Source organism: Pseudomonas palleroniana (assembly GCF_022836895.1).
Lineage (GTDB): Bacteria > Pseudomonadota > Gammaproteobacteria > Pseudomonadales > Pseudomonadaceae > Aquipseudomonas > Aquipseudomonas palleroniana.
The window spans coordinates 1,567,772-1,589,497 of record NZ_CP092411.1 but is presented as its reverse complement, the minus strand read 5'-3'; the positions used below and the strand labels follow the sequence as shown (position 1 = coordinate 1,589,497).

Here is a 21,726-nt window from a genome sequence, read left to right as displayed (position 1 = left end):
GTTTACTCCTCTGCCCCAGCAGTTGAATGCGAGCCCGTGTCAGCACCTTCAACCACGGCCACTTCTTTCTTCTCGTGCTTGACCGGCTTGCCTGGCTTCATACCTTCGTACTTGTCGACGATTTTCTGAAACAGGTTCGGCTCATACGTGGAGTACAGAGCGACTGGGTTGTTCTGGCTTGGTTTGGCCAGGGCGTCGTATTCAGCTTGATCAAGCTGTTTAGGTGCGGCCTTGACTTCGGCTACCCAGGCGTTGAAATCTTCCTGGCTCGTCGAGATCGCTTTGAATTTCATGCCGGTGAAGCCAGCGCCGCTGTAGTTGGCGGAGATGCCTTCCATTTCAGCTTTCTGGTTGGCGATCAGGTGCAGCTTGGTCTGCATGCCTGCCATCGCGTAGATCTGACCGCCCAGGGCTGGGATGAAGAACGAGTTCATCACGGCGTCGGAGGTGATCTTGAAGTTAACCGGGGTGTGCTCCGGGAATACGATCTTGTTGACGGTGGCGATACCCAGGTCCGGGTAGATGAACAGCCACTTCCAGTCCAGCGCGACCACTTCGATGTTGATCGGCTTGGCGTCGGATTCCAGCGGACGGTATGGGTCCAGTGCGTGGGTGGACTTGTAGGTCACATAACCCAGGGCAATGATGATGAGGATCGGGACCAGCCACACCGCGATTTCGATCTTGGTGGAGTGCGACCACTTCGGCGCGTAGGTGGCGCTGGTGTTCGACGCGCGGTATTTCCAGGCGAAGGCGAAGGTCATGATGATCACAGGAACCACGACCAGCAGCATCAGCAGGGTGGCGGTGATGATCAGGTTTCGTTCATCCAGACCGACCTGTCCTTTTGGGTCGAGCAAGGTCCACTTGCAGCCTCCCAGCATTAACAACATGCCAAGCAGCGGCAAAAAGCCTAGTAATCGGGGGTACCTGTTTTTACTCATCTCACGACCTCTAAAGCAGCTTGCGCAATGCAGTTGGGTTTTGATCGCCAACACTTCACCCTGCCAAGGGTTGGCATTTCTCTTCGATTGAATAAGAGCCTGCCCATCACGTCATATATGTACGTTTCACGGACCTGCAGTGAGTTCTTATTCGATTTCGTGGTTAAAGGCCTTGTTACAGACCAATTCCATTTGGTGCGGATAGTTGAAAGGCTGCCGGAACCTGGGGTCGCACAGAGCCTTCCATCTGCTCCTCGACCGCTCCAATGCTCAAATATTGAACAGCACCGGACATTCAGTGCGGGCGATTGTAGTTAGCTAGCGATGTATAAACCATGTCTTATAAAGAAATAATTTTTATCGATTACAGCAATAATCCTTCACCATTCTTGCAACGGTTCGCGATCTTATCGCGTTCGATTCTCAACAAAAACCACAAAAATTGCCGTGTTATTGGGCAAAGGGCCACATCCCTTACAGCCTGTAAGGGCATGCCAAACGCGGGCAAGTGCCCATAAAACAAGGCATTCGCAGACCGCTCCGACACTCGAACGCTGCACGCTTTGCGCGGTCTTACACGCCACGAATTGACAGCACAATTTGCGCGTTTGGCGCAAATTTAATGGCCTGTGGCACGGCTCGGAAACGTCCTGCGACAGCCTCCGTGTGACAACATGTCGCACACTGCGCGCACCTGAAATTGCTCCTTGTCACGGCAGTTTCACAAAATCCCTACAAAGCAAAACGCCCCGGCCTTCCTTCAAGAAGAACCGGGGCGTTTTCGTCAGCGACTCAGTGGTTGCGTTGACGGTTACGGTAAATGCCCAGAGGCACCAGGATCACCGTAAGCACGAACGCCACCAGTGCCCATTGCGCCAGGGACAGGCCGAGGATCGGCGGGTACGGCGTGCTGCAAAAGCCATCGACCTGGAAACCCAGCGGGAACACCTTGGCCAGCGGCAGTTCATCGACAATCGGCTGCAATACATCCACACCGCAGCTGACCTCGGGGAACAACTGGGTGTACACATGATGCCCCGCGGCGGCGACGCCACCCAGCGCACTGAGTACGACCAACCCTTCGAAGAACGTGAGCGCGCCCTTGGTACGCATGGCTGCACCGATGAACGCGAACACCGCGATCAACAGCAAGGCATAGCGTTGCAGGATGCACAGCGGGCACGGCGCCTCGCCCAGCACCACTTGCATGTACAGCGCCCCGCCGATCAGCGCCAGGCAGATGATGCCCAGCAACACCAGAAAGCGTCGCTCCCTGCCTAAACGCAATTCATCACTCATCCCCGTTTCCCTTTGTCGTTGTGCCAATGGCCGCAAGTTTACACACAGGGAATGGTTTAAACAGACAAGGGTTAACAGCAGATTAATCTGGGCAAATAGAGATCCAAATGTGGGAGGGGCTTGCCCCCTCCCACACATTGAACAGCGTTGTTCCCGCGAAATTACTCCAGCGCCGCCGCCGGGCCGAAGAATTCATAGCGGCTTTGCTTCTCCGGCACACCCAATGCCTTGAGGTGACGCTTGATCGCCGCCATGAAACCTTTAGGCCCCAGGAAGTAGGCATCCACATCACGCTGCTCAGGCAACCACGCCGCCAGTTGCTCCCGGGTCAGCATGCCGACTTTGTCCGCCGCCGCGCTCACGCCGTCATCCTCGGCATAGCAGTAAAAGCGCTTGAGCTGGGGATGTTGGGCAGCCAGGCCATCCACCCAGTCGCGGAACGCATGCACCCCGCCGTTACGTGCACAGTGAATAAAATGCACCGGCCGCGCTGTCGCCAGGGCCGCTTCGAGCATCGGCAAGGTCGGCGTGATACCCACCCCGCCGCTGATCAGCACCAGCGGCTTGTCGCTGGCCGCCAGGGTGAACTCACCCGCCGGCGGGAACAGCTCGATAGTCGCGCCGACGTGCATCTGGTCATGCAGGTAATTGGAGACCCGCCCATTGGCTTCACGCTTGACGCTGATGCGGTACAGGCCTTTATCGGTCAGGGCCGACAGGGAGTAGTTGCGGCGCACTTCCTCGCCATCAAGCAGCAGCTTCATGCCGATGTATTGCCCAGGTGCGGCTGCCAGGATCGGGCCGTTATCCGCCGGGGCGAAATAGAAGGAGCTGATCTCATCGCTCTCCTCCACCCGTTTGACCAGGATAAACGGCCGCGCACCGCGCCAGCCGCCCGGGGCCTGGGCTTTCTCGTCGTAGATGGCGGCTTCGGCGCCGATCAGGATGTCCGCCAACTGGCCATAAGCCGCCCCCCAGGCACTGAGCACTTCAGGGGTGGCGATCTCGCTGCCCAGCACCTCGGCGATGGCGCGCAGCAAGCAGCCACCGACGATCGGGTAGTGTTCCGGCAGAATCTGCAAGGCCACATGCTTGTTGATGATCTTCGCCACCAGATCGCCCAGTTGGTCCAACTGGTCGATATGCCGTGCGTACATCAACACGCCGTTGGCCAAAGCCCGAGGTTGGTCGCCGCTGGCTTGGTGGGCCTGGTTGAACAATGGGCGAACCTGCGGGTATTCGCTGAGCATCATGCGATAGAAATGCGTAATCAGGGCTTCGCCGCCGCTTTCCAGCAGGGGCACAGTGGATTTCACGATGGCACGGTCTTGGGCACTAAGCATGGCTGACTCCTGGGTCTTCTTACTGATTACCCTTACCTACTCAGCATTCGTGCCAACTTTTTATTGGTTATTTTTCAATGAGTTAAATATTTTGTAGTCAGTATGACCTCCTACAACTTATAGTCATAAGGACTACAAGGAGTCATTATGACTGCACCATCGTTGCTCACGACCCTGCTGCCTCTGGTCGCCGACTTGTCCCGCGAGCTGCCTGAGGGCGAGCGCTACCGCCGCTTGCTACAAGCCATGCGCGCCCTGCTGCCGTGCGATGCCGCCGCGTTGCTGCGCCTGGACGGCGAATGGCTGGTGCCCTTGGCGGTCGACGGCTTGAGCCCCGATACCCTCGGGCGGCGTTTCAAGGTCAGCGAACACCCGCGCTTTGCCGTGCTGTTGAGCAGCCCCGGCCCGACCCGCTTCGACAGCGACAGCGAACTGCCCGACCCTTACGACGGCCTGGTCGATGGCGTGCATGGGCATCTGCAAGTGCACGACTGCATGGGATGCCCGCTGTTTGTCGACGATCACCCCTGGGGCCTGCTGACCCTCGACGCCCTGGATACCGAGCGCTTCGAGCGCGTCGAACTGGATGCCCTGCAAGCCTTCGCCAGCCTCGCGGCCGCCACCGTCAACGTCGCCGCACGTATCGAACACCTGGCCCTGCGTGCCGAAGATGAGCACCAGCGCGCCGAGATTTATCGTCAGGCCAGCGGCCAGCAGCACAAGGAAATGATCGGCCAGAGCAAGGCCCACAAGCGCCTGGAGGAGGAAATCAAGCTGGTGGGCAGCAGCGACCTGACCGTGCTGATCACCGGCGAAACCGGGGTGGGCAAGGAATTGGTCGCGCAAGCCCTCCACGCCGCTTCGCAGCGCGCCGAAAAACCACTGATAAGCCTCAACTGCGCGGCGCTGCCGGAGACGCTGGTGGAGAGCGAACTGTTCGGCCATGTGCGCGGTGCCTTCACCGGCGCGTTGAACGAGCGCCGGGGCAAGTTCGAGCTGGCCAATGGCGGCACCTTGTTTCTGGACGAAGTGGGCGAATTGTCGCTGACCGTACAAGCCAAACTGCTGCGCGTATTGCAAAGCGGCCAGTTGCAGCGCCTGGGCTCGGACAAAGAGCACCAGGTGGATGTGCGCCTGATCGCCGCCACCAACCGCGACCTGGCCGAAGAAGTCCGCAATGGCCGTTACCGCGCCGACTTTTACCACCGTCTGAGCGTATACCCGCTACAAGTGCCGGCGTTGCGCGAGCGTGGCCGCGATGTGCTGCTGTTGGCGGGGTTCTTCCTGGAGCAGAACCGCTCGCGCATGGGCCTGGGCAGCCTGCGCCTGAGCAGCGACGCGCAGGCGGCGCTGTTGGCCTACAACTGGCCGGGCAATGTACGCGAGCTGGAGCATTTGATCGGACGCAGCGCCCTGAAGGCCCTGGGCAACTGTCGCGAACGCCCGAAGATCCTGAGCCTGAGTGCCCAGGACCTGGACTTGCCCGACATCAGCACGCCACCTGAGGTCGAAACGCCACCCGCAACGGCCCCCACGGTGACTGGCGACCTGCGCCAGGCCACCGAGCATTATCAGCGCCAGCTGATCAGCGCCTGCCTGGAGCGCCACCAGCACAACTGGGCCGGCGCCGCCCGCGAACTGGGCCTGGACCGCGCCAATCTGGGCCGCCTAGCCAAACGCCTGGGCCTCAAACCGTAGTGAGCGGGCTTGCCCCGCGCTGGGGGGCGAAGCCGCCCCAAACTCAGGCACTGGATATCTGTCTGAAAGAATGCGGTGGCCGGGTTAGGGCGGCTGCGCCCCCCAGCGCGGGGCAAGCCCGCTCACTACTTCAAGCAGTGGCGCGCGCTGGAGTCAATGTCGGCTTGGGCTTTCTGAATACCAGCACATTGCCCAACATCACCAGCACCAACCCCATCAGCGCAGGCGCGGTCCATTGATAGCCCTCGGCAAACGCCGACACGTTCAGCGCCACCACCGGGAACAGCACCGTGCAATACGCCGCGCGCTCCGGCCCCATGCGGCCGACCAGCGTGAGGTAGGCGGTAAAGCCGATCACCGAACCTGGAATCACCAGGTACCCCAGCGCGCCGATGTAACGCGCACTCCAATCCATATCGAATGGGATACCGCGCACGGCACAGTAGGTCGCCAGCATCGCCGAGCCATACGCCATGCCCCAGGCATTGGTGGTCAACGGCTTGAGCCCGGCCTTTTGCTGCAGGCTCGACAACATATTGCCCGCCGAAAAACACATCGTGCCGAGCAACGCCAGGCCCAGGCCGAGCAAGGTCTGCGGGCTGGCGGTATGCCCGACCAGCTCCGGCCAGAACAGCAGGCCCAGGCCCAGTAACCCCAGCGCGCCGCCCATCAATACGTTACGCGCGACCCGTTGGCCGAAGAACACCCGAGCATTCAAGGCGTTCCACAGCGTGGCCGTGGAAAACACCACCGCCACCAACCCGCTGGGAATCCACTGGCTGGCGGTGAGAAAACACATGAAGTTGACGCAGAACAGGCACACCCCCTGGGCCAGGCAAATCAGGTGTCCGCGCCGGTTCATCACCTGCAGCTTGCGGCTGAGCAGCAACAGCGCGAACAACACCAACGCCGCCAGGCCGAAGCGATAGACGATCGACACCGGAATCGCCACTACGCCCAACTGCCATTTGAGGGCGATCCAGGTGGTGCCCCAGATCAGCACCGTGAGTAAATACAGGAAAAGGTTCATAGCGGGCTCCGTCGATTGAGCCACAGTGTCGCCGCCTCCCTGGCAACTGCGCTTGCACATTCTTGCGCTTTTGTCGGGCGGTGGGATCACAGCGCCGATCGCCCGGAGTAGGATGCAAGGCGCCGGAGAATACGCCATGCCAACCCTGGAATCGCTGCAGGTCTTTCAATCCCTTAACCGCTCGCCCAACGCACGCCTGGAAGCCTGCGCCGAGCTCGGTGACGGTTTGTCCGCGGCCTTGTGGAGCAACCACCACGATGCCCAGGATTACCAGGCGCCCGACCATCACACCTTGTCTTGCTACATCGGCGGCGGCACCGGCACGTTTCGGCGTGACCAGCCGGGCACCAAGGGCGGGCCTGACAAGCTGTGCATCCTGCCCGCCGAGCATCAGTCGGCCTGGGTGATCAACGGCGAAATTCGCCTGGCCCATGTGTATTTCAGCGCGGAGCAATTTGCCCTGGGCTGCGTCACCTTGCTTGACCGTGAGCCACGCGCGCTGCAACTGCGCGAAAGCACCTTTCTGGAAGATGCCGCCCAGGCCCGCCGCTTTCACCACTTGATCGCCCTGAACTGGTATGAGCCCGGCGAACGCCTGCTGACCAGCAGCCTGGCCCATGAAATGCTCAGCCACACCCTGCTCAGTCAGGTTGGCGCACGCGACGGGCTGCGGTTGAAAGGCGGGCTGGCGGCCCATCAGCGCCGGTTGTTGATCGAGTACATCGACCAGCATCTGCAAGACCCGATCAGCCTGGGCCAGCTGGCCGGGCTGTGTGCGCTGTCGGAATACCATTTTGCGCGGATGTTCCGCCAGAGTTTCGGCCTGCCGCCCCATCAGTATCTCTTGGCGCGACGCCTGGCGCGTGCACAAGCCCTTCTGCGCGGCGGCGCGCTGCCCTTGGGTGAGATCGCCTGGATGTGCGGCTTCTCCAGCGCCAGCCACTTCACCCATCGTTTTCGCCAGGCCCTGGGCGCCACGCCCGGTGAATACCGCCAGGCCTTGCGCAGCTAGGCCATCAAGCCCAAGGTCTTGGCCTTGGCCACCGCTTGGGTTCGTCGCTCCACGCCCAGTTTGCTATGGATACGCCGGGCATGGGTCTTGACGGTGTGCAGGGAAATAAACAGTCGGTCGGCGATTTCCAGGTTGGAGTTGCCCAGGGCGATCAACTGCAACACTTCCAGCTCACGCTGACTCAGGGGGTTATCCGCCGCGCCCGCTGGTGACACTGGCGCCTCCAGGCCCAATTCGCTCAACAGCCCAGGCGAGCGCAAACGCAGCTCGCGCAGCGCCTGCTGCACCTGGCAACGCTGCGCCAGGTCCTGCCCGGTTTGCAGCGCATGGCGGGCCAGCGCCGGGTCGCCCAACTGCCAGGCCACTTCACCCAGCACCAGGTGCAATTCGGTTTCCAGGCACAGCATGCCGCGTTGGCGAGTGGTCTCGAGCAGGGCATTGAGGCGTGCGATAGGTTGATCGGCGCAACCCAGCTTGACCTCGGCCAGCACCAGCAGGTACTCCAGGCGCGGCACCAGTTCCAGGGTGGCCGGCGGCGCCTGGCGAGCCTGGGGGCCACGAAAGTGACGCAATACCCGACGCACCGCCTCTACCGTCAACTCGGCACGCCCCTGCTGCAACCAGAAATGCCCACTGACCAACAACAGCACGGCGCGGTACACCGTGTCCGGCACCTGGCGTTGCTGCATCAGCCGTTCGGCGTCACGCAACTGGATAAAGGCCTGGGCGTAATCGCCATGGTTGGCCGCCAGCAACGCCAAGCCGAGAAATCCATACAGCACGCGCTTGTCGTGGCTGTGCAGGCACAGGTTCAACCCTTCGGTGAAACACTCGGTCGCCAGCGCGTCGTGCCCTTGGCGCAACGCCAGGTGCCCACGTCGCAGGGCGATACGCCCGGCCAGTGGCCCGGCCTTGAGCCGCTGGCGAACCAGCATGGCCTGTACCGTCTCCAGCAGGCTCTGGGCCCGATAGGGCGCACCGCGCTGCTCCAGCAATTGAGCGTGGTCCAGCTCAAGCAGGGCCTCCAGGATCAGCGAGCCATGGGCACGGGCCAGGCACAGGGCTTCACGATTCAAGGCTTGAGCCACGTCCAGTTCGCCGCGCAGCAAGGCTTGCTGGGTCAGGCCCGACAGGCACATCAAACGTGAGGTCCAAGCGCTGTCGGGCAAGGCTTGCAGCGCTTCCAGAAAATGCTCGCGGGAGCGCTCGGCATCGCCACCCAAATGCAACAGCCAGCCCCATTGGGCCTGCCAGCGGGCCAGCAAATGGCACTGTTGCGCCGCCGTCGGCTGCGGCGTAAACCGTGCGAGCTGGTCGATACACACGCCTGCTTGTTCAAAGCGGCCGGCAAACAGCAAGGCAGCCGTCATCAGCCCGACCCGTTGCGCCGAGCCCAACATCAATTCATCCCCGTGCTGCTCGTGCAGGCGCAACAACAGCACGGCGTTTTCCCCGCGGAACAAATCCTCGAAACTGAAATGCTGCAACAGGCTGACCGCCACTTCGTACTCTTCGGCCAGCAGCGCCTGTTCAAACGCGGCTTGCCAGTCGCTTTCTGCGCTGAACCACTGGCAGGCGCGTCGATGCCAGGAGCGCTTGGCCGGCCAGGGCATCTCACGCAGCAGTCGCGCCAAAGGCGGAAATACCTGCAGCCAGTCCGGGGTGTCTTCCCAGGGCTGGATAAACGCACCGAGGGCCTGCAACTCGCGCAGGTAGCGGTCACCGTCACCGAAGCCGAACAGGTGCCCACACAACCCCGGATTGAAGCGTGGCATGTGGGCCAGCACGCGCCAGGCTTCGGCCAATTCAGCAGGCAGGGTGCTGAATAGCTCATGTTGCAGGTAGTCGAGCAAGGTCTTGTCGGGATGACCGTCGCCAAGCAAGGCGATGCGCACCCCGGCGCACCAACCGCCACTGAACTGCATCACACGCTCAAGGGTAGGCCCGGCGCCGAGCAATCGCTGGATTTCCGCTGGGCTGAACAGCAGCTCGTGGCACTCCCACAGTTCATCGTCGAGCAGCAGGCGTGGCCAGTTGCACGCTGGGCGCCGCCGTACGCCCAGCCACCAAGTGAGTGCCGGGCTGGCGGCGCTGAGCAGGCGGTCAAGCAAGGCGTCCAGTTCGGGCGCGGGCACACGGCAAAAATCGTCGAGGAACACCCAACCCGGCGGCTGCCAGCGGCCAAGGTCGAGCAACAAGGTAGCTTCGTCGCTAAAGGGCAGGCCCAGGTTCTGCGCCAACCGCCGGCAGAACTCCAAGGGTGTGAGCGCGGCGCCATTGAGGGGCAGCCAATAGACCTGGCAGCCTGCCGGCGCCTGCAAGGCACACTCGGCCAGCAGCGCACTTTTGCCGCTGCCACCGGGCGCGCACAGCAGCTTCACCCGGGCCGACGCGGCCAGCAACGGCTCGGCCAGGCGTGGTCGCAACAGATGATGGGCGGACAGCCGGGGCATGAATCCAGGACGGTCCAGGCAGCGTGTCATGGCAGTCATTGCTGCATCCTGCTTTTTTATTGTTATGCGATCTGGGGCCTACCCTAGTCCTGTGGTGAGGGGTTATTGAAGAAGTATTCAGCACGCTGATTGACGGGCATGCATAAAACCAAATGTGGGAGGGGGTTTGCCCCCTCCCACATTTTTATTGCGCTTCAAACAGGCATTATCGAACGCCCTCGGACCTCAACGCCGCCGGGGTGTAATCCGCAGCCTTGGCCGCAAAGCCGAACACGAAGCTGCTCTTCTCCTCGTTCTTCATGCCCAAGGCGATGTAGCGCCCGGCGATGATGTCGTACAGGGTTTCCACGGTATAGGCCGGCACCTGGTGGTCGTAGTAAAACTGCGCATGGCCTTCGGCGACACGCCACAACTGGCCACGGCCGTCGTAGTGGTCCACCAGCGCGACTTGCCAACTGTCTTCGTCGATGTACATGTGGCGCTTGGCGTAGATGTGCCGCTCACTCGGCTTGACGGTGCCGACCACTTCCCACACGCGGTGCAGTTCGTAGCGGGTGAGGTCCTGGTTGATGTGCCCGGCCTTGATGATGTCGTCGTACTTGAGGGTCGGCGAATCAAGCTTGTAGCTGTTGTAGGGGATGTACATCTCTTTTTTGCCGATCAGCTTCCAGTCATAACGATCGGGAGCGCCGGAGAACATGTCGAAGTTGTCGGTGGTACGCAGGCCGTCGGAGGCCGTGCCCGGGCCGTCATAGGACACCTGCGGTGCACGCCGCACGCGGCGCTGGCCGGCGTTGTAGATCCAGGCCAGGCGCGGTTCCTTCACCTGGTCGAGAGTTTCGTGCACCAGCAGCACGTTGCCCGCCAGGCGCGCCGGCGCGGTCACCGACTGCTTGAAGAAGCTCAGCACGTTGGCCGCTTTGGCCGGGTCGATATCCGGAATCGCTTGGGGTACCGCCACCTCTTCCTCGAAGCGTATCGGCGTGTAGCTGCCGTTGGTCTGCGGGGTGGCCTGGGTGATGATGCGCTTGAGGTTACCGCCGTGGTAACGGGTGATGTGGTTCCACAGCACTTCCACGCCGTTCTTGGGGATCGGGAACGCGTAGTAACGGTTGCCGGTGAAGTTCTCCAGGCCGTTGCCGTCGTTGATGGCGTGCACGTTCAGCGCGCTGCGCTTGATCGACTCGTAGATGTCCGGTGGCAGGTTGACCGTACGGTGGCTGGGGTACACCGGGATCTTGTAGGTTTCGGGGTAGCGCTTGAACATCGCCACCTGGCCATCGGAGAGTTTGTCCTTGTACTTGTCCACCGTCGCTGCGGTGATCACGAACAGCGGTTTTTCACTGGCGAACGGGTCGGCCAGGAAGCCCTTGCTGTCCACCGCTCCGGCATTTTTCGGGATGCCGCCGGTCCAGGCGGGGATCGAGCCATCGGCGTTGCCGGCTTTCTCGGCGCCGACCGGGGTCAGGGTCGTGCCCAGCTTGGCGGCTTCTTCAGGCGACACCGCCGCCATCACGTTGGCGGCCAATACACTCAGCGCCATCACTGCAAATAGCTTACGCATAGGTTCTTGTCCTTCCTTAAAACCAGATCAGAAGTTCACGCCGAAGCTGAGGGCGATAAAGTCGCGGTCGGTCAGGGTGTTGTAGTCGCCACCAAAGAAGTCGGTGTAGCTGAGGCTGGCGGTATAGGTGTTGCGGTAGTCCGCATCCACCCCGACGCTGATCGCCTTGGCGCCTTCGTTGAAAATGCCGTTGGGGCCGTAGCCACTGACGTCATGGGACCACGACAGGTTGGGCTTGAGGTTCACCCCGGCGAACACGTTGTTGTAGTCCAGGATTGCCCGGGCGCGGTAGCCCCAGGAGTTGGCGGTGACGAAACCGTCAGTATCGCCCTGGAACCCGTAGGCACCGAATACCGAGTCGCGGCCATAGCGCAGCTTGGTTTTGGCTTCCAGGCCGCCGACGTGCACGAACGCCGCCTCACCCACCAGGGTCAGGCGTTCGGCGCCCAGCACCTGGTCGAAGAACTGGGTCATGGTGCTTTGGATCTGGGTGATTTCCTTGCGGCGGTAGCCTGAGTTGTCAGAGCCGAACGAGCTGCGGATCGGCGAAGCGGTATTACCGGCAATCGGGTTGACCAACGCCAGGGTCAAGTCGGTGGTGTTGAGTTGCACCGGTGCGTTGGGGCGGTAGCTGATCTCTCCGGTCCAGGCGGTGCCGGTGGGCAAGGTGGTGGAGAAGCTGGCGCCGTACAGGCGGATGTCTTCCGGGTAGTCGAGGTAATACTGGCCACGACCGAGCATAGTGCTTTGGGCCAGCCCCGCGCCGGAGCCGGGGGCAATCGCGTTGGCAGCGTTGGCGATACGCCCGATGGTCGCCAGGCTGGTGTTGGCGGTAATCGTTCCCACGGTGGGCGTACGGCTGTGGTAGTTCATGAAGTACAGGCCGTATTCGGTGTCATCCCCCAGCCAGCGCAACGCCGCGCCGAACTGGCCGCCATCGCGGGCTTCGCGGTCTTTGGCACGCTGCACCACCACGCCTTCGCGGGTGACCTGGAAGCCCTGGCCGAACGCCGCCGCCACCGGCTGCAACGGCGCGATCGCCGGGCTGCCGACGGTGTAGTTGTTGTTGCAGCCATGGGCAACCACGTCGTTGCCGAAGAAGGTGCCGCAGTTATCCACCACGGTGTTTTCCCAGTTCAACTGGTAGAAGCCTTCCACCGACAGTTGATTGGTCAGGCTCTGGGAAGCGAACAGCATGTTGACCGGGATCAGCCCCTCCTTGATTTCAGCGCCCGGACGGCGAAAGGCCGAGACGTCGATGGGGTTGATGCTGTTGATCGAGTTACCGATAAACGTACTCTCGCCCCAGCTCACTACCTGTTTACCGACGCGCACAGCGCCCGGCAGGTCGCCGATGGAGTAGTTGTGATACACGAAGGCATCGAGCAACTCATAGCCGGAAGAGCGCGCGCCCTCGTCGCGGTGGTTATTGCTGATTGGCTTGAATTCGCGGTCTTCGTCTTGCAGTTCGAAGTCGTACCAGTACTTGCCGCGCACGAACACGCCGCTGTCGCCGTACTTGAGCTCCAGGTCGTGAATGCCCTTGAAAATCTTGGAGAAGGTTTCGCCCTTTTTGAAGTTCAGCCGCCCGTCATCCCCCGTGGACGCCTGCCCCGTCCCACCGTTGGAAACGCCGACCAGCTTCTTGTCGGCATCGCGCATGCCCCAGCTGGCGCCGACCGACAGCGAAGAATCGAATTGCCCTTCGACCTCGCCAATATTGAACGAAACCGCCTGGGCCTGGGCACAGCAGCCCAGTGCAACCGCTACGGCGAGCGCCTGTGGCGTGAAGATGGCGCGCATTGTTGTTTTTGTCATGCGTCTTCCCCGGTGAGTGACAGAAGGCTCCACCCTACTGCCGCTCGCCAGGAGGGATAAGCGCACCAAGGAGGTATTCGCGTTGTCGCTCGAAAGGATGAACAGCCGCTCTGGCCGGGCTGCGGGCAGGGCCATGGATCGGGTAGATGACCCGTTATCAGAGGGATGGATGGCACACCGACAACTGTTGCCAATCCGGTAATAGTCCTTGTCCCGATCCGCTATTACTCATTTAGTTACAACGGATTATTCTAAGCGGGCTTTCAGGGCAAACCGCCCGCTCCCACCTTCGGGAGAAAAGTCTGATTTCAACGGATTGGCTAATATATTCAATCTGTTACAGGTGTTCACCGACGTTGATTTATCGCTCCTTGATCCAACGTCTTACTTCGGCCGCTGCTTTTGCAGCGGCCTTTTTTATGCCCCCAATAAAACGGGGCGCCCTCAGCGCCCCGTTGGATTGTATATTTTTCGAACAACGATCAGAGGCTGAACTTCTGCAAGTTGGCCATCATCTCTTTCAAGGCTTCGATATTGTCCTTGGGGTGTGCGGCGCCTTCAAAGTCGCAGATCTGCGCCCAGTGCGCCGCGACATCCTCGGGTGAGAAGCCGGCGTCGGGGTCAAAGCCCACCCCGAGGCTGCGCTCCCAGCGGGTTTTGCCGATCCAACCGCCCCCCACTTCGAACAACCCGGCCGTTTCCTCGCAGGCCTCGCTGCCCAAGTACACCACCAGCGGGCTGACCAGCTCCGGCTTGAGGCGCTCGAACACCTGCGGCGGGATCAGCCCTTCGGTCATGCGCGTGCCGCCGGTGGGCGCAATGGCATTGACCAGGATATTGTTCTTGCGCCCTTCCAGCGCCAGGGTGCGGGTCAAGCCGTACAAGCCCAACTTGGCCATGCCGTAGTTGGACTGGCCGAAGTTGCCGTAGATACCTGAAGTGGAGGCGGTGAAAATCACCCGCCCGTAATCTTGTTCACGCAGATGCGGCCAGGCGGCGCGGGTGACTTTATAGGCACCTTCGACATGCACCCGATACACCAGGTCCCAATCGCTGTCGTCCATTTTATGGAAGGTCTTGTCGCGCAGGATGCCGGCGTTGTTCACCACCACGTCGATGCGGCCGAAAACGTCGAGGGCGTTCTGTACGATCTTGTCACCGTCGGTGACGGAGTCATGGTTGGCTTCGGCAATCCCCCCTGCCGCACGGATTTCAGCCACCACCCGATCGGCCGCCGAGGCATTGGCGCCTTCGCCCTGGGCCGAGCCGCCCAGGTCATTGACCAATACTCTGGCCCCATGTGCAGCGAACAGCAGCGCATGGGCCCGGCCCAACCCACCGCCGGCACCGGTGACGATCACGACCTTATCCTGGAACTGCACTGATTCACTCATACCGAACTCCGCTGGCGACAATGGGCAATGGACTGAGTGTCAGGCACCCAGCCTCTGGTCACAATAAAGTCGGCCGGGGCTGAATGGTGCGCGATAAGGCAGCGGGATGATTGCGCCGCTCAGGAATAGGCCGCACGCGACTCAGACGGGCCAATACGCTCGCGAAACGCCAAATAGTGTTTGAGCACCTGTACGGGGGCTTCGATCTGCGGATAGTGGCCGATGTTGGCCAGCAACACCGTATCGGCATGGGGCACCAACTGCTCATAACGCGCCACCATGTGGGCGCCGGAGATGGGATCGACCTCGCCGTCGATCACGCGCAGGGGCACCTCGCCACGTTGCATCGCGCCCACCCAGCGCTCACGCAGGCGGCGGCGCTGCGGGATGTAGGCGATCAGCTTGTGCAGGATACGCGGGCCGTCGTTGCAATTGAGCAGGCTCCAGAAATCATCCAGCACGCTTTCACTGGGCCGTGTGTGCGGGCCAAAAATCTGGTTGAAGCTGTTGGCCATCGCATTGCGTCCAAAGGCACGGCCGATCATCCAGCCAAGGGGGCTGAGCAACAATTTCTGCACCAGGGCCGGGCGGTGGGTTTCCGGGAACAGCCCGCCATTGAGGAACACGCAACTGGCCATCTGAAACCGACCTTCGTAGTGGCGGGCGAGCAATTCCTGGGCGACGCTGTCGCCATAGTCATGCGCCAACACATGCACGGGTTGCTCTATTCCCAAGTGTTCGAGCAATGCCTGCTGCAGATCCGCCTGCTCCAACAGGCAATAGTCGTGGTCCAGGGGTTTGGCCGAATCGCCAAAGCCCAGCATGTCGCAGGCGATCACCAGGTTGCGCTGCGCCAGGGGCTGCCACAGGTAATGCCAGTCCCAGCTACCGGTGGGGAAGCCATGGATCATCAAGAGCGGTTCGCCCTGCCCGGCCACCCAATAACGAATCGAGTAGCCACGAAAGACGAACTCCTGGCTACGTTTGCGCCAGGCTCTGAGGGGGATTTCGGCAAGAGGCATCAGCTTTTATACCCAGGGTCCTGCAGGTCCAATTTACGCAACAAGGCCGGCCAGGCCAGTGCACCGCCCATACCTTGTGCGCTCTTTGTGACTGCTGCCACCATCGCCTTGGCCCCGGCAAGGATCTGCGGCTCGATGGCAATCAATTCGGCGCCGCCGTTTTGCGCCAGTACCTGGATATCGCAGGCGCGCTGGAAGGTGAACATCATCAGGAAGGTGTCGGCAATGCTGCTGCCGCAGGTGAGCAGACCGTGGTTGTGCAGCATCAGGAAATTGTTCTCGCCCAGGTCGGCCTGCAGGCGGGCCTTTTCCTCGTGGTTCAGCGCCACACCTTCATAGGCGTGATACGCCAGGCTCGACAGCACGAACAACGATTGCTGGCTGATGGGCAACACGCCCTGCTTCTGCGCAGCGACGGCAACACCGGCCGCAGTGTGGGTGTGCAATACGCACACCACGTCGTGGCGCACCTCATGAATGGCACTGTGGATGGTGTAGCCCGCGGGGTTGATCTCGTAGGGGCTGTCCATCCGCTTGTTGCCGGCCTGGTCGACTTTGACCAGGCTCGACGCCGTGATTTCGTGGAACATCAGCCCGTACGGGTTGATCAGGAAATCATCGGTGCCCGGCACCTTGGCCGAAATATGCGTGAAGATCAGATCATCCCAGCCATGCAACGCCACCAGGCGATAGCAAGCCGCAAGGTCGACACGGGTCTGCCATTCGGCAGCGCTGACCTGATCTTTGACATTCTGTGGCGCTTGAACAGGGGCTAGGCTCACGGCAACGACCTCCTTGGTGCATTTCTTATTATTTTTTGAGTGAGGGGCCAGTCTAGTCAGGCGTCGTGGCGTGCGGAGTCGCCTTGCCAGCCAGCTTGATGACTGAACGAGTCAGCCATGAGAATAGTACAAGTCGTGTCAGAGAACCGCCGCCAATAAAGGCGCGGCGGACGCTGGCATTGTTGCGCGCTTGCGATCAGCCGCGCAGTGCGATGATCAACTCGGCCAACCACGGTTCGGCGTCGGCTTCCGGGGTCACGCTTTCGCTGGCGTCCAGGCGCAGCATCGGCAGTACCTCACGTACGCCCAGTTCGCCGAACAGCTCGCGCATTTGCTCGCCACCGCCGCAGAAGGTGTCGCCATAACTGGCGTCGCCCAGGCCGATCACGGCGCCGGGCAAGCCACGCCAGGCCGCCGGCAACTGGTCGCGAATGCTCGAATACAGGGGTTGCAGGTTGTCGGGCAATTCCCCCATGCCGGTGGTGGAGGTCACCGCCAGAAACGCCTGGGGGGCAAACGCCTGCACATCGGCCAGGGTGGCGCGAGGGTTGTGCCAGGCTTCAAAACCGGCCGCGTTGAGGATGCCGACGGCGTGGCGGGCGACTTCTTCAGCCGTGCCGTACACCGAGCCGGAAAGGATGGCGACTTTCATCAATCTGATCCTGTCATTGAGCGAAAGCGTGGGATATTAGCAGTAGGCGCAAATTTTTCAGCGCGCCACGTGCAACATTCAAGACTTGCCATAAACTCCAAACTCCAGAACACGCCACGGACCGCTCGATGATTAACGCCAAGCTGATGCAAATGGTGGTCAACGCTTCCAACGACGGTATCGTCGTCGCCGAACGCGAAGGCAAGGACAAGCCGCTGATCTACGTCAACCCGGCGTTCGAGCGCCTGACCGGCTACGCGCTGGACGACATCCTGTATCAGGACTGCCGTTTCCTGCAGTCGGGTGACCGCGACCAACCCGCCCTGATGGCCATTCGTGAAGCCCTCGACAACGGCGGTGCCTGCCGCGAAATCCTGCGCAACTACCGCAAGGACGGCACCCACTTCTGGAACGAGTTGTCGCTTTCCACGGTGTACAACGAAGCGGATAAGCAGACCTATTTCGTCGGCGTGCAAAAAGACGTCACCACCCAAGTCAAAGCCCAACAGCGCGTGACACAGCTGGAAGCCGAGGTGGCCGAGCTTAAACGCGAGCTGGCGGCGCTCAAGGCGACGAGTGGATTTAACAAACTGTAAAAAATGCAGTCTTTAGAGCGATAATGGCTTTTTAATGCCTCACCCTTGAGCTACATCAATGCACCGCGACGCTCTCTTGACGCAGGACGAACTGGATTTCATCCAAGATATGCAACACAACCCGCAACTCAACTTGCGGGATGCCGGGTCGAGCCTGACCGTCAATGGCGGTGCACAGATCCGCGATTTGCTCACGCGGCTGGCCGCCCATGACCATGTCACCATCCAGGCGCAGTTCGACAACCAGCAGCTCACCTTTCCCCTGCAATTGGTTGAAGACGAGTTTCATGCGGTGCATCTGCGCCTGGGCGTGCCGAGCATTTTCGAAGATGGGCCGATGGTCCGCCCCTGGCGCCTGGCCCTTGAAGCACCGGTGCCGCTGGAAAATGTACGCGGCAACCCGGGAGCGCTCTGGGTGCATGAGGTGTCATTCAAGGGTGTGCTGGTGGAGTTTCGAGGCCGGGCCAAGCCGCCGAAAACCTTTTCCCTGTGGTTCAGCCCGTCAGGTTACGAACGCATTGCCTTGCGTGGCGCGCTGGAGCGGGAAACCGCCCGGGGCTTGTTCGCTTATCGCTTGAACCAGAGTAACGCGGATGAAATCGAGCGCTTGCGCCAGTTCATCCTGCATCAGCATCGCCTGGTCCACCCCCACGTACATGCCTGACTTCAGGTATCCAACTGCCCGTTGAGGAACTGCTGCAAGCGGCGCTGCATCAAGCGCCCTTCGTTGCCCAGGCAGCCGATGGAGGAGCCTGCGAGGTCGTCTTCGGCCAGTTCCGAAGCCGCACCGGCCAGAAACAGCGGGCAATCGAGCGTCAACGCCAATCGGTTCAGACGCTTGTGCAGGTCATGCCGTTGTGAATGGTTGGAGAAGACAACGAGCGCGCGCGGATGGGTCTTCTCACAGATCAGTGTCAACTCATCAAAAGGCTGGCCCATCGCGAGCACCTTGATGGCCAAGTCATCACGACTGATCAGTAATGCCGCGACCAGCAACTCCAATTTACGACACTCGCCGGGAATCGCGGCCATCACCACCCGCGGCGCCGAAGAGGCGCAGGCCACCTGCAGGCGCTGCAGGGCCTGCAGGCGCAGGAAGGCATCGTAGAACAACCATTCGCTGGCCTGACCGAACTGGTTCTGATGATGCAGCAGCTCGCCCCAAAGCGGCATCAGGATGTTCTGGAACGCCACACTGAGGGGGTAGGTGCCCAGGATCTGGCCATACAACTGCTCCAGCACGCGATCGTCGAAAACACTGACGGCCTGCATCAGGCGTGCCTGCCATTGCGACCATTCTGCGTTTTCGACCGTGCCCCGCTCGGAACGTACGACTTTTGCCTGCTGCTCGTCACGCGCGAGGATTTTGCCCACCTTGCTCACTGCCACACCGCGTCCGACCCAATCGAGAATGCGATGAACGGTTTCAATATCGCTCCTGGAGTAGAGCCGATGCCCACTTTCGGTGCGTGTGGGCTGAATCAGGCCATAACGGCGCTCCCAGGCGCGCAGCGTGACCGGATTGATGCCTGTCAATCTCGAGACTTCACGAATCGGAAACAGCTGGTCTGAATCGGTCGGATCTAGAAGCGAAGTGCTATCTATCGGAGCAGTATTCACGGGCATTTTGAACAAAAACCAACGGTAACTGGGCATTCATTTAACGCCTTTAGAACTGTCTTTTTCAAGGTGTGTGCCCTTCAGACCAATGTCACTGGCGCATTTTTGCAAAACAGGAATAATCCTTGCCTGTTTTTTCCACGTAGCTGCAACACCCCCGCAGCTTCGTTCGTGCGCCACCTACCCGGTGCCGCGCACCCGTTATCTGGAGATACACAATGTCTACCTCCCCCGTTACCTTGATGGTCGCGCGTCGCGTGGCCAAAGGACGCTACGAAGAATTGATGGCCTGGCTGCGCGAAGGCGAGCAACTGGCCACCGACTTCCCGGGTTACCTGGGCTCCGGCGTACTGGCCCCGCCACCCAATGATGACGAATTTCAGATCATCTTCCGCTTCGCCGACGAAAAAACCCTGCATGCCTGGGAGTTCTCCGCTTCGCGCAGTGCCTGGTTGAGCCGTGGCAGCGAGCTGTTTGCCGACCCGTCCGAGCATCGCGTCAGAGGTATTGATGGCTGGTTCGGCGCCGCGGGCGCACGCCCTCCCCGCTGGAAACAGGCGGTGGCTATCTGGCTGGCGTTCTTCCCGGTGTCACTGCTGTTCAATTTCGGCCTTGGGCCATTGCTCAGCGAGCTGGACCTGTTCAGCCGCGTGCTGGTCAGCACGGCCGCACTCACGCCATTGATGGTTTACTGCTTTATTCCGTTGTCGACCCACCTGCTGGCAAACTGGCTACATCCCACGCCACCGCGCAAGGCCACTGAAGCCGCCGCGTGAGTACAGGGGGGCCGGTCGCTGGTATCATTTCAACCTGCCAGCGATTTGAGTCCCCCCATGACTGCAACCAACGCCCCGATCCTGATCACCGGCGCCAGCCAGCGCGTCGGCCTGCACTGCGCCGAGCGCCTGCTGGATGACGGTTACCCGGTGATGTTCAGCTACCGCAGCGAGCGCGAAGGCATCGAGACGTTGCGCGAGCGTGGCGCGATCGGCCTGTTTGCCGATTTTTCCAGCGAAGCCGGGATTCTTGCGTTTATCGCGCAGTTGAAGACTCACACCGACAGCCTGCGTGCGATCGTCCACAACGCCTCGGCATGGATCGCGGAGACGCCAGGCGATGAAAGCCGCGCCTTGCAGGACATGTTCAGCGTGCACATGCTTGCGCCCTACCTGATCAACCTGCATTGTTCAGCGTTGCTGCAGCGCTCGACGCCTGCCGATATCGTGCATATCAGCGATGATGTGGTGCGCAAGGGCAGTCGCCAGCATATCGCCTACTGCGCCACCAAGGCCGGGCTCGACAGCCTGACGCTGTCGTTTGCCGCGCAGTTCGCGCCGCTGATCAAGGTCAACGGCATCGCCCCGGCAATGGTAATGTTCAACGAGGACGACGACGCCGCCTACCGCGCCAAGGTGCTGGCCAAGTCCGCTCTGGGCATCGAACCTGGACCGCAGGTGATCTACCAGAGCCTGCGTTACCTGCTGGACAACCCCTATGTCACCGGAACCACCCTGACCGTCAACGGTGGGCGGCATATCAAGTAAGCCGTTTTTGAGGATGTCGTATGACCTTATCCCTGCCCCACCATTACCGCGAGATCCTCAAGGGCCTGGGCGAAGACCCGCAGCGCGAAGGCTTGCTCGACACGCCCAAGCGCGCCGCCAAGGCCATGCAGTACCTGTGTCACGGCTACGAGCAGAACCTGGACGAGATCGTCAATGGCGCACTGTTCGCGTCCGATAACGACGAGATGGTGATCCTCAAGGACATCGAGCTGTATTCACTCTGCGAGCACCACCTGTTGCCCTTTATCGGCAAAGCCCATGTGGCCTATATTCCAACCGGCAAGGTGCTCGGCCTGTCGAAGCTGGCGCGCATTGTCGACATGTATGCGCGGCGCCTGCAGATCCAGGAAAACCTCACGCGGCAAATTGCCGACGCGATCCAGCAGGTCACCCAGGCCGCCGGCGTGGCGGTGGTGATCGAAGCCAAGCACATGTGCATGATGATGCGCGGTGTGGAGAAACAGAACTCAACCATGAACACTTCGGTGATGCTCGGCGCGTTCCGCGAGTCGAACACCACGCGCATGGAGTTCCTGCAACTGATTGGACGGAGCAAATAGCAATGCCACAACTTCAACCAGGCATGGCGCGCATCCGGGTCAAGGACCTGTGCCTGCGCACATTTATCGGTATCAACGAGGACGAAATCCTCAACAAGCAGGATGTGCTGATCAACCTGACGATCCTGTATGCCGCCCAGGAAGCCGTGCGTGACAACGACATCGACCACGCGCTGAACTACCGCACCATCACCAAGGCCATCATCGCCCACGTCGAAGGCAATCGCTTCGCCTTGCTGGAGCGCCTCACTCAGGAACTGCTGGATCTGGTGATGAGTAACGAATCGGTGCTGTATGCCGAAGTCGAAGTGGACAAGCCGCATGCGCTGCGTTTTGCCGAATCGGTGTCGATTACCCTGGCGGCCAGCCGTTAA

General features: G+C 61.0%; 20 protein-coding genes. 8 read left to right on the top strand and 12 right to left on the bottom strand.

Features of this window, described 5'->3' with window-relative positions:
* Positions 1-2 precede the first annotated feature (2 nt).
* From cyoA to hmpA, 3 genes are all read right to left on the bottom strand, one after another.
* Positions 3-944, bottom strand: a complete 942-nt coding sequence (gene cyoA, locus MJP36_RS07175) for a ubiquinol oxidase subunit II (RefSeq protein ID WP_060754367.1) — start codon at positions 942-944, stop codon at positions 3-5.
* Between the two features lie 792 nt (positions 945-1,736).
* Positions 1,737-2,243 (bottom strand): disulfide bond formation protein B, encoded by a 507-nt coding sequence (locus MJP36_RS07170; protein WP_060754368.1) that lies wholly within the window; start codon positions 2,241-2,243, stop codon positions 1,737-1,739.
* A gap of 161 nt (positions 2,244-2,404) precedes the next feature.
* The gene (gene hmpA / locus MJP36_RS07165; RefSeq protein WP_060754369.1) at positions 2,405-3,586 is read right to left on the bottom strand and encodes an NO-inducible flavohemoprotein; all 1,182 of its coding nucleotides are present in this window, start codon (positions 3,584-3,586) and stop codon (positions 2,405-2,407) included.
* Between the two features lie 147 nt (positions 3,587-3,733).
* Here hmpA and norR point away from each other — a divergent pair, with 147 nt between their 5' ends.
* Positions 3,734-5,284: a nitric oxide reductase transcriptional regulator NorR gene (norR, locus tag MJP36_RS07160; protein WP_244385104.1), complete on the top strand. Its 1,551-nt coding sequence runs from the start codon at positions 3,734-3,736 to the stop codon at positions 5,282-5,284.
* Between the two features lie 130 nt (positions 5,285-5,414).
* Here norR and MJP36_RS07155 read toward each other — a convergent pair whose 3' ends face one another.
* A complete protein-coding gene (locus MJP36_RS07155) occupies positions 5,415-6,314 on the bottom strand; it encodes a DMT family transporter (RefSeq protein ID WP_090368620.1) in 900 nt (299 codons plus the stop codon).
* 136 nt (positions 6,315-6,450) lie between these two features.
* On the opposite strand from MJP36_RS07155, the gene MJP36_RS07150 reads away from it, so the two are divergent.
* Positions 6,451-7,326 (top strand): helix-turn-helix domain-containing protein, encoded by an 876-nt coding sequence (locus MJP36_RS07150; protein ID WP_244385103.1) that lies wholly within the window; start codon positions 6,451-6,453, stop codon positions 7,324-7,326.
* On the opposite strand, the gene MJP36_RS07145 is transcribed toward MJP36_RS07150, so the two are convergent.
* From MJP36_RS07145 to MJP36_RS07115, 7 genes are all read right to left on the bottom strand, one after another.
* Positions 7,323-9,818, bottom strand: a complete 2,496-nt coding sequence (locus MJP36_RS07145; RefSeq protein ID WP_244385102.1) for a LuxR C-terminal-related transcriptional regulator — start codon at positions 9,816-9,818, stop codon at positions 7,323-7,325. The genes MJP36_RS07150 and MJP36_RS07145 overlap by 4 nt on opposite strands.
* Before the next feature lie 166 nt (positions 9,819-9,984).
* Positions 9,985-11,343 carry a DUF1329 domain-containing protein gene (locus MJP36_RS07140; protein WP_104994780.1) on the bottom strand — a complete coding sequence of 453 codons (1,359 nt, stop codon included), beginning with the start codon at positions 11,341-11,343 and terminating at the stop codon, positions 9,985-9,987.
* A gap of 27 nt (positions 11,344-11,370) precedes the next feature.
* The gene (locus tag MJP36_RS07135; protein ID WP_244385101.1) at positions 11,371-13,161 is read right to left on the bottom strand and encodes a DUF1302 domain-containing protein; all 1,791 of its coding nucleotides are present in this window, start codon (positions 13,159-13,161) and stop codon (positions 11,371-11,373) included.
* Between the two features lie 482 nt (positions 13,162-13,643).
* Complete coding sequence (locus MJP36_RS07130) at positions 13,644-14,555, bottom strand: SDR family oxidoreductase (protein ID WP_244385100.1); 912 nt, start codon at positions 14,553-14,555, stop codon at positions 13,644-13,646.
* A gap of 119 nt (positions 14,556-14,674) precedes the next feature.
* Positions 14,675-15,577, bottom strand: a complete 903-nt coding sequence (locus tag MJP36_RS07125) for an alpha/beta fold hydrolase (protein ID WP_198762552.1) — start codon at positions 15,575-15,577, stop codon at positions 14,675-14,677.
* Positions 15,577-16,359 (bottom strand): class II aldolase/adducin family protein, encoded by a 783-nt coding sequence (locus MJP36_RS07120; RefSeq protein WP_104994782.1) that lies wholly within the window; start codon positions 16,357-16,359, stop codon positions 15,577-15,579. The genes MJP36_RS07125 and MJP36_RS07120 overlap by 1 nt, the downstream gene beginning before the upstream one ends.
* 196 nt (positions 16,360-16,555) lie before the next feature.
* The gene (locus MJP36_RS07115) at positions 16,556-17,011 is read right to left on the bottom strand and encodes a flavodoxin (RefSeq protein WP_060754378.1); all 456 of its coding nucleotides are present in this window, start codon (positions 17,009-17,011) and stop codon (positions 16,556-16,558) included.
* Between the two features lie 128 nt (positions 17,012-17,139).
* Between MJP36_RS07115 and MJP36_RS07110 the strand changes: the two genes are divergently transcribed.
* Positions 17,140-17,607: a PAS domain-containing protein gene (locus tag MJP36_RS07110; RefSeq protein ID WP_244385099.1), complete on the top strand. Its 468-nt coding sequence runs from the start codon at positions 17,140-17,142 to the stop codon at positions 17,605-17,607.
* 58 nt (positions 17,608-17,665) lie between these two features.
* Positions 17,666-18,271 (top strand): hypothetical protein, encoded by a 606-nt coding sequence (locus tag MJP36_RS07105; protein ID WP_060754380.1) that lies wholly within the window; start codon positions 17,666-17,668, stop codon positions 18,269-18,271.
* Positions 18,272-18,273: 2 nt separating this feature from the next.
* Here the strand turns inward: MJP36_RS07105 and MJP36_RS07100 are convergent, their stop codons facing one another.
* Positions 18,274-19,233 (bottom strand): MerR family transcriptional regulator, encoded by a 960-nt coding sequence (locus MJP36_RS07100; RefSeq protein ID WP_244385609.1) that lies wholly within the window; start codon positions 19,231-19,233, stop codon positions 18,274-18,276.
* A gap of 212 nt (positions 19,234-19,445) precedes the next feature.
* Here MJP36_RS07100 and MJP36_RS07095 point away from each other — a divergent pair, with 212 nt between their 5' ends.
* The 4 genes from MJP36_RS07095 to folX are packed head-to-tail and all read left to right on the top strand — an operon-like array spanning position 19,446 to position 21,726.
* The gene (locus MJP36_RS07095) at positions 19,446-20,003 is read left to right on the top strand and encodes an antibiotic biosynthesis monooxygenase (protein WP_090368605.1); all 558 of its coding nucleotides are present in this window, start codon (positions 19,446-19,448) and stop codon (positions 20,001-20,003) included.
* Between the two features lie 57 nt (positions 20,004-20,060).
* Positions 20,061-20,771, top strand: a complete 711-nt coding sequence (gene folM, locus MJP36_RS07090; protein WP_060754382.1) for a dihydromonapterin reductase — start codon at positions 20,061-20,063, stop codon at positions 20,769-20,771.
* Positions 20,772-20,791: 20 nt separating this feature from the next.
* Positions 20,792-21,352, top strand: coding sequence for a GTP cyclohydrolase I FolE (gene folE, locus MJP36_RS07085; protein WP_090368599.1), 561 nt, complete (start codon positions 20,792-20,794; stop codon positions 21,350-21,352).
* A gap of 2 nt (positions 21,353-21,354) precedes the next feature.
* Entirely contained in the window at positions 21,355-21,726 is a 372-nt protein-coding gene (gene folX / locus MJP36_RS07080; protein WP_003194073.1) for a dihydroneopterin triphosphate 2'-epimerase, read from the top strand.

What these genes read in the sequence shown, in the direction of transcription:
- MJP36_RS07155 (WP_090368620.1), bottom strand. Translation starts at nt 6,314, where the DNA reads ATGAACCTTTTCCTGTATTTACTCACGGTGCTGATCTGGGGCACCACC.
- MJP36_RS07130 (WP_244385100.1), bottom strand. Translation starts at nt 14,555, where the DNA reads ATGAGTGAATCAGTGCAGTTCCAGGATAAGGTCGTGATCGTCACCGGT.
- MJP36_RS07095 (WP_090368605.1), top strand. Translation starts at nt 19,446, where the DNA reads ATGTCTACCTCCCCCGTTACCTTGATGGTCGCGCGTCGCGTGGCCAAA.
- MJP36_RS07170 (WP_060754368.1), bottom strand. Translation starts at nt 2,243, where the DNA reads ATGAGTGATGAATTGCGTTTAGGCAGGGAGCGACGCTTTCTGGTGTTG.
- norR (WP_244385104.1), top strand. Translation starts at nt 3,734, where the DNA reads ATGACTGCACCATCGTTGCTCACGACCCTGCTGCCTCTGGTCGCCGAC.
- MJP36_RS07110 (WP_244385099.1), top strand. Translation starts at nt 17,140, where the DNA reads ATGATTAACGCCAAGCTGATGCAAATGGTGGTCAACGCTTCCAACGAC.
- hmpA (WP_060754369.1), bottom strand. Translation starts at nt 3,586, where the DNA reads ATGCTTAGTGCCCAAGACCGTGCCATCGTGAAATCCACTGTGCCCCTG.
- MJP36_RS07115 (WP_060754378.1), bottom strand. Translation starts at nt 17,011, where the DNA reads ATGAAAGTCGCCATCCTTTCCGGCTCGGTGTACGGCACGGCTGAAGAA.
- cyoA (WP_060754367.1), bottom strand. Translation starts at nt 944, where the DNA reads ATGAGTAAAAACAGGTACCCCCGATTACTAGGCTTTTTGCCGCTGCTT.
- folX (WP_003194073.1), top strand. Translation starts at nt 21,355, where the DNA reads ATGCCACAACTTCAACCAGGCATGGCGCGCATCCGGGTCAAGGACCTG.
- MJP36_RS07125 (WP_198762552.1), bottom strand. Translation starts at nt 15,577, where the DNA reads ATGCCTCTTGCCGAAATCCCCCTCAGAGCCTGGCGCAAACGTAGCCAG.
- MJP36_RS07100 (WP_244385609.1), bottom strand. Translation starts at nt 19,233, where the DNA reads ATGCCCGTGAATACTGCTCCGATAGATAGCACTTCGCTTCTAGATCCG.
- MJP36_RS07105 (WP_060754380.1), top strand. Translation starts at nt 17,666, where the DNA reads ATGCACCGCGACGCTCTCTTGACGCAGGACGAACTGGATTTCATCCAA.
- folM (WP_060754382.1), top strand. Translation starts at nt 20,061, where the DNA reads ATGACTGCAACCAACGCCCCGATCCTGATCACCGGCGCCAGCCAGCGC.
- MJP36_RS07150 (WP_244385103.1), top strand. Translation starts at nt 6,451, where the DNA reads ATGCCAACCCTGGAATCGCTGCAGGTCTTTCAATCCCTTAACCGCTCG.
- folE (WP_090368599.1), top strand. Translation starts at nt 20,792, where the DNA reads ATGACCTTATCCCTGCCCCACCATTACCGCGAGATCCTCAAGGGCCTG.
- MJP36_RS07145 (WP_244385102.1), bottom strand. Translation starts at nt 9,818, where the DNA reads ATGACTGCCATGACACGCTGCCTGGACCGTCCTGGATTCATGCCCCGG.
- MJP36_RS07140 (WP_104994780.1), bottom strand. Translation starts at nt 11,343, where the DNA reads ATGCGTAAGCTATTTGCAGTGATGGCGCTGAGTGTATTGGCCGCCAAC.
- MJP36_RS07135 (WP_244385101.1), bottom strand. Translation starts at nt 13,161, where the DNA reads ATGACAAAAACAACAATGCGCGCCATCTTCACGCCACAGGCGCTCGCC.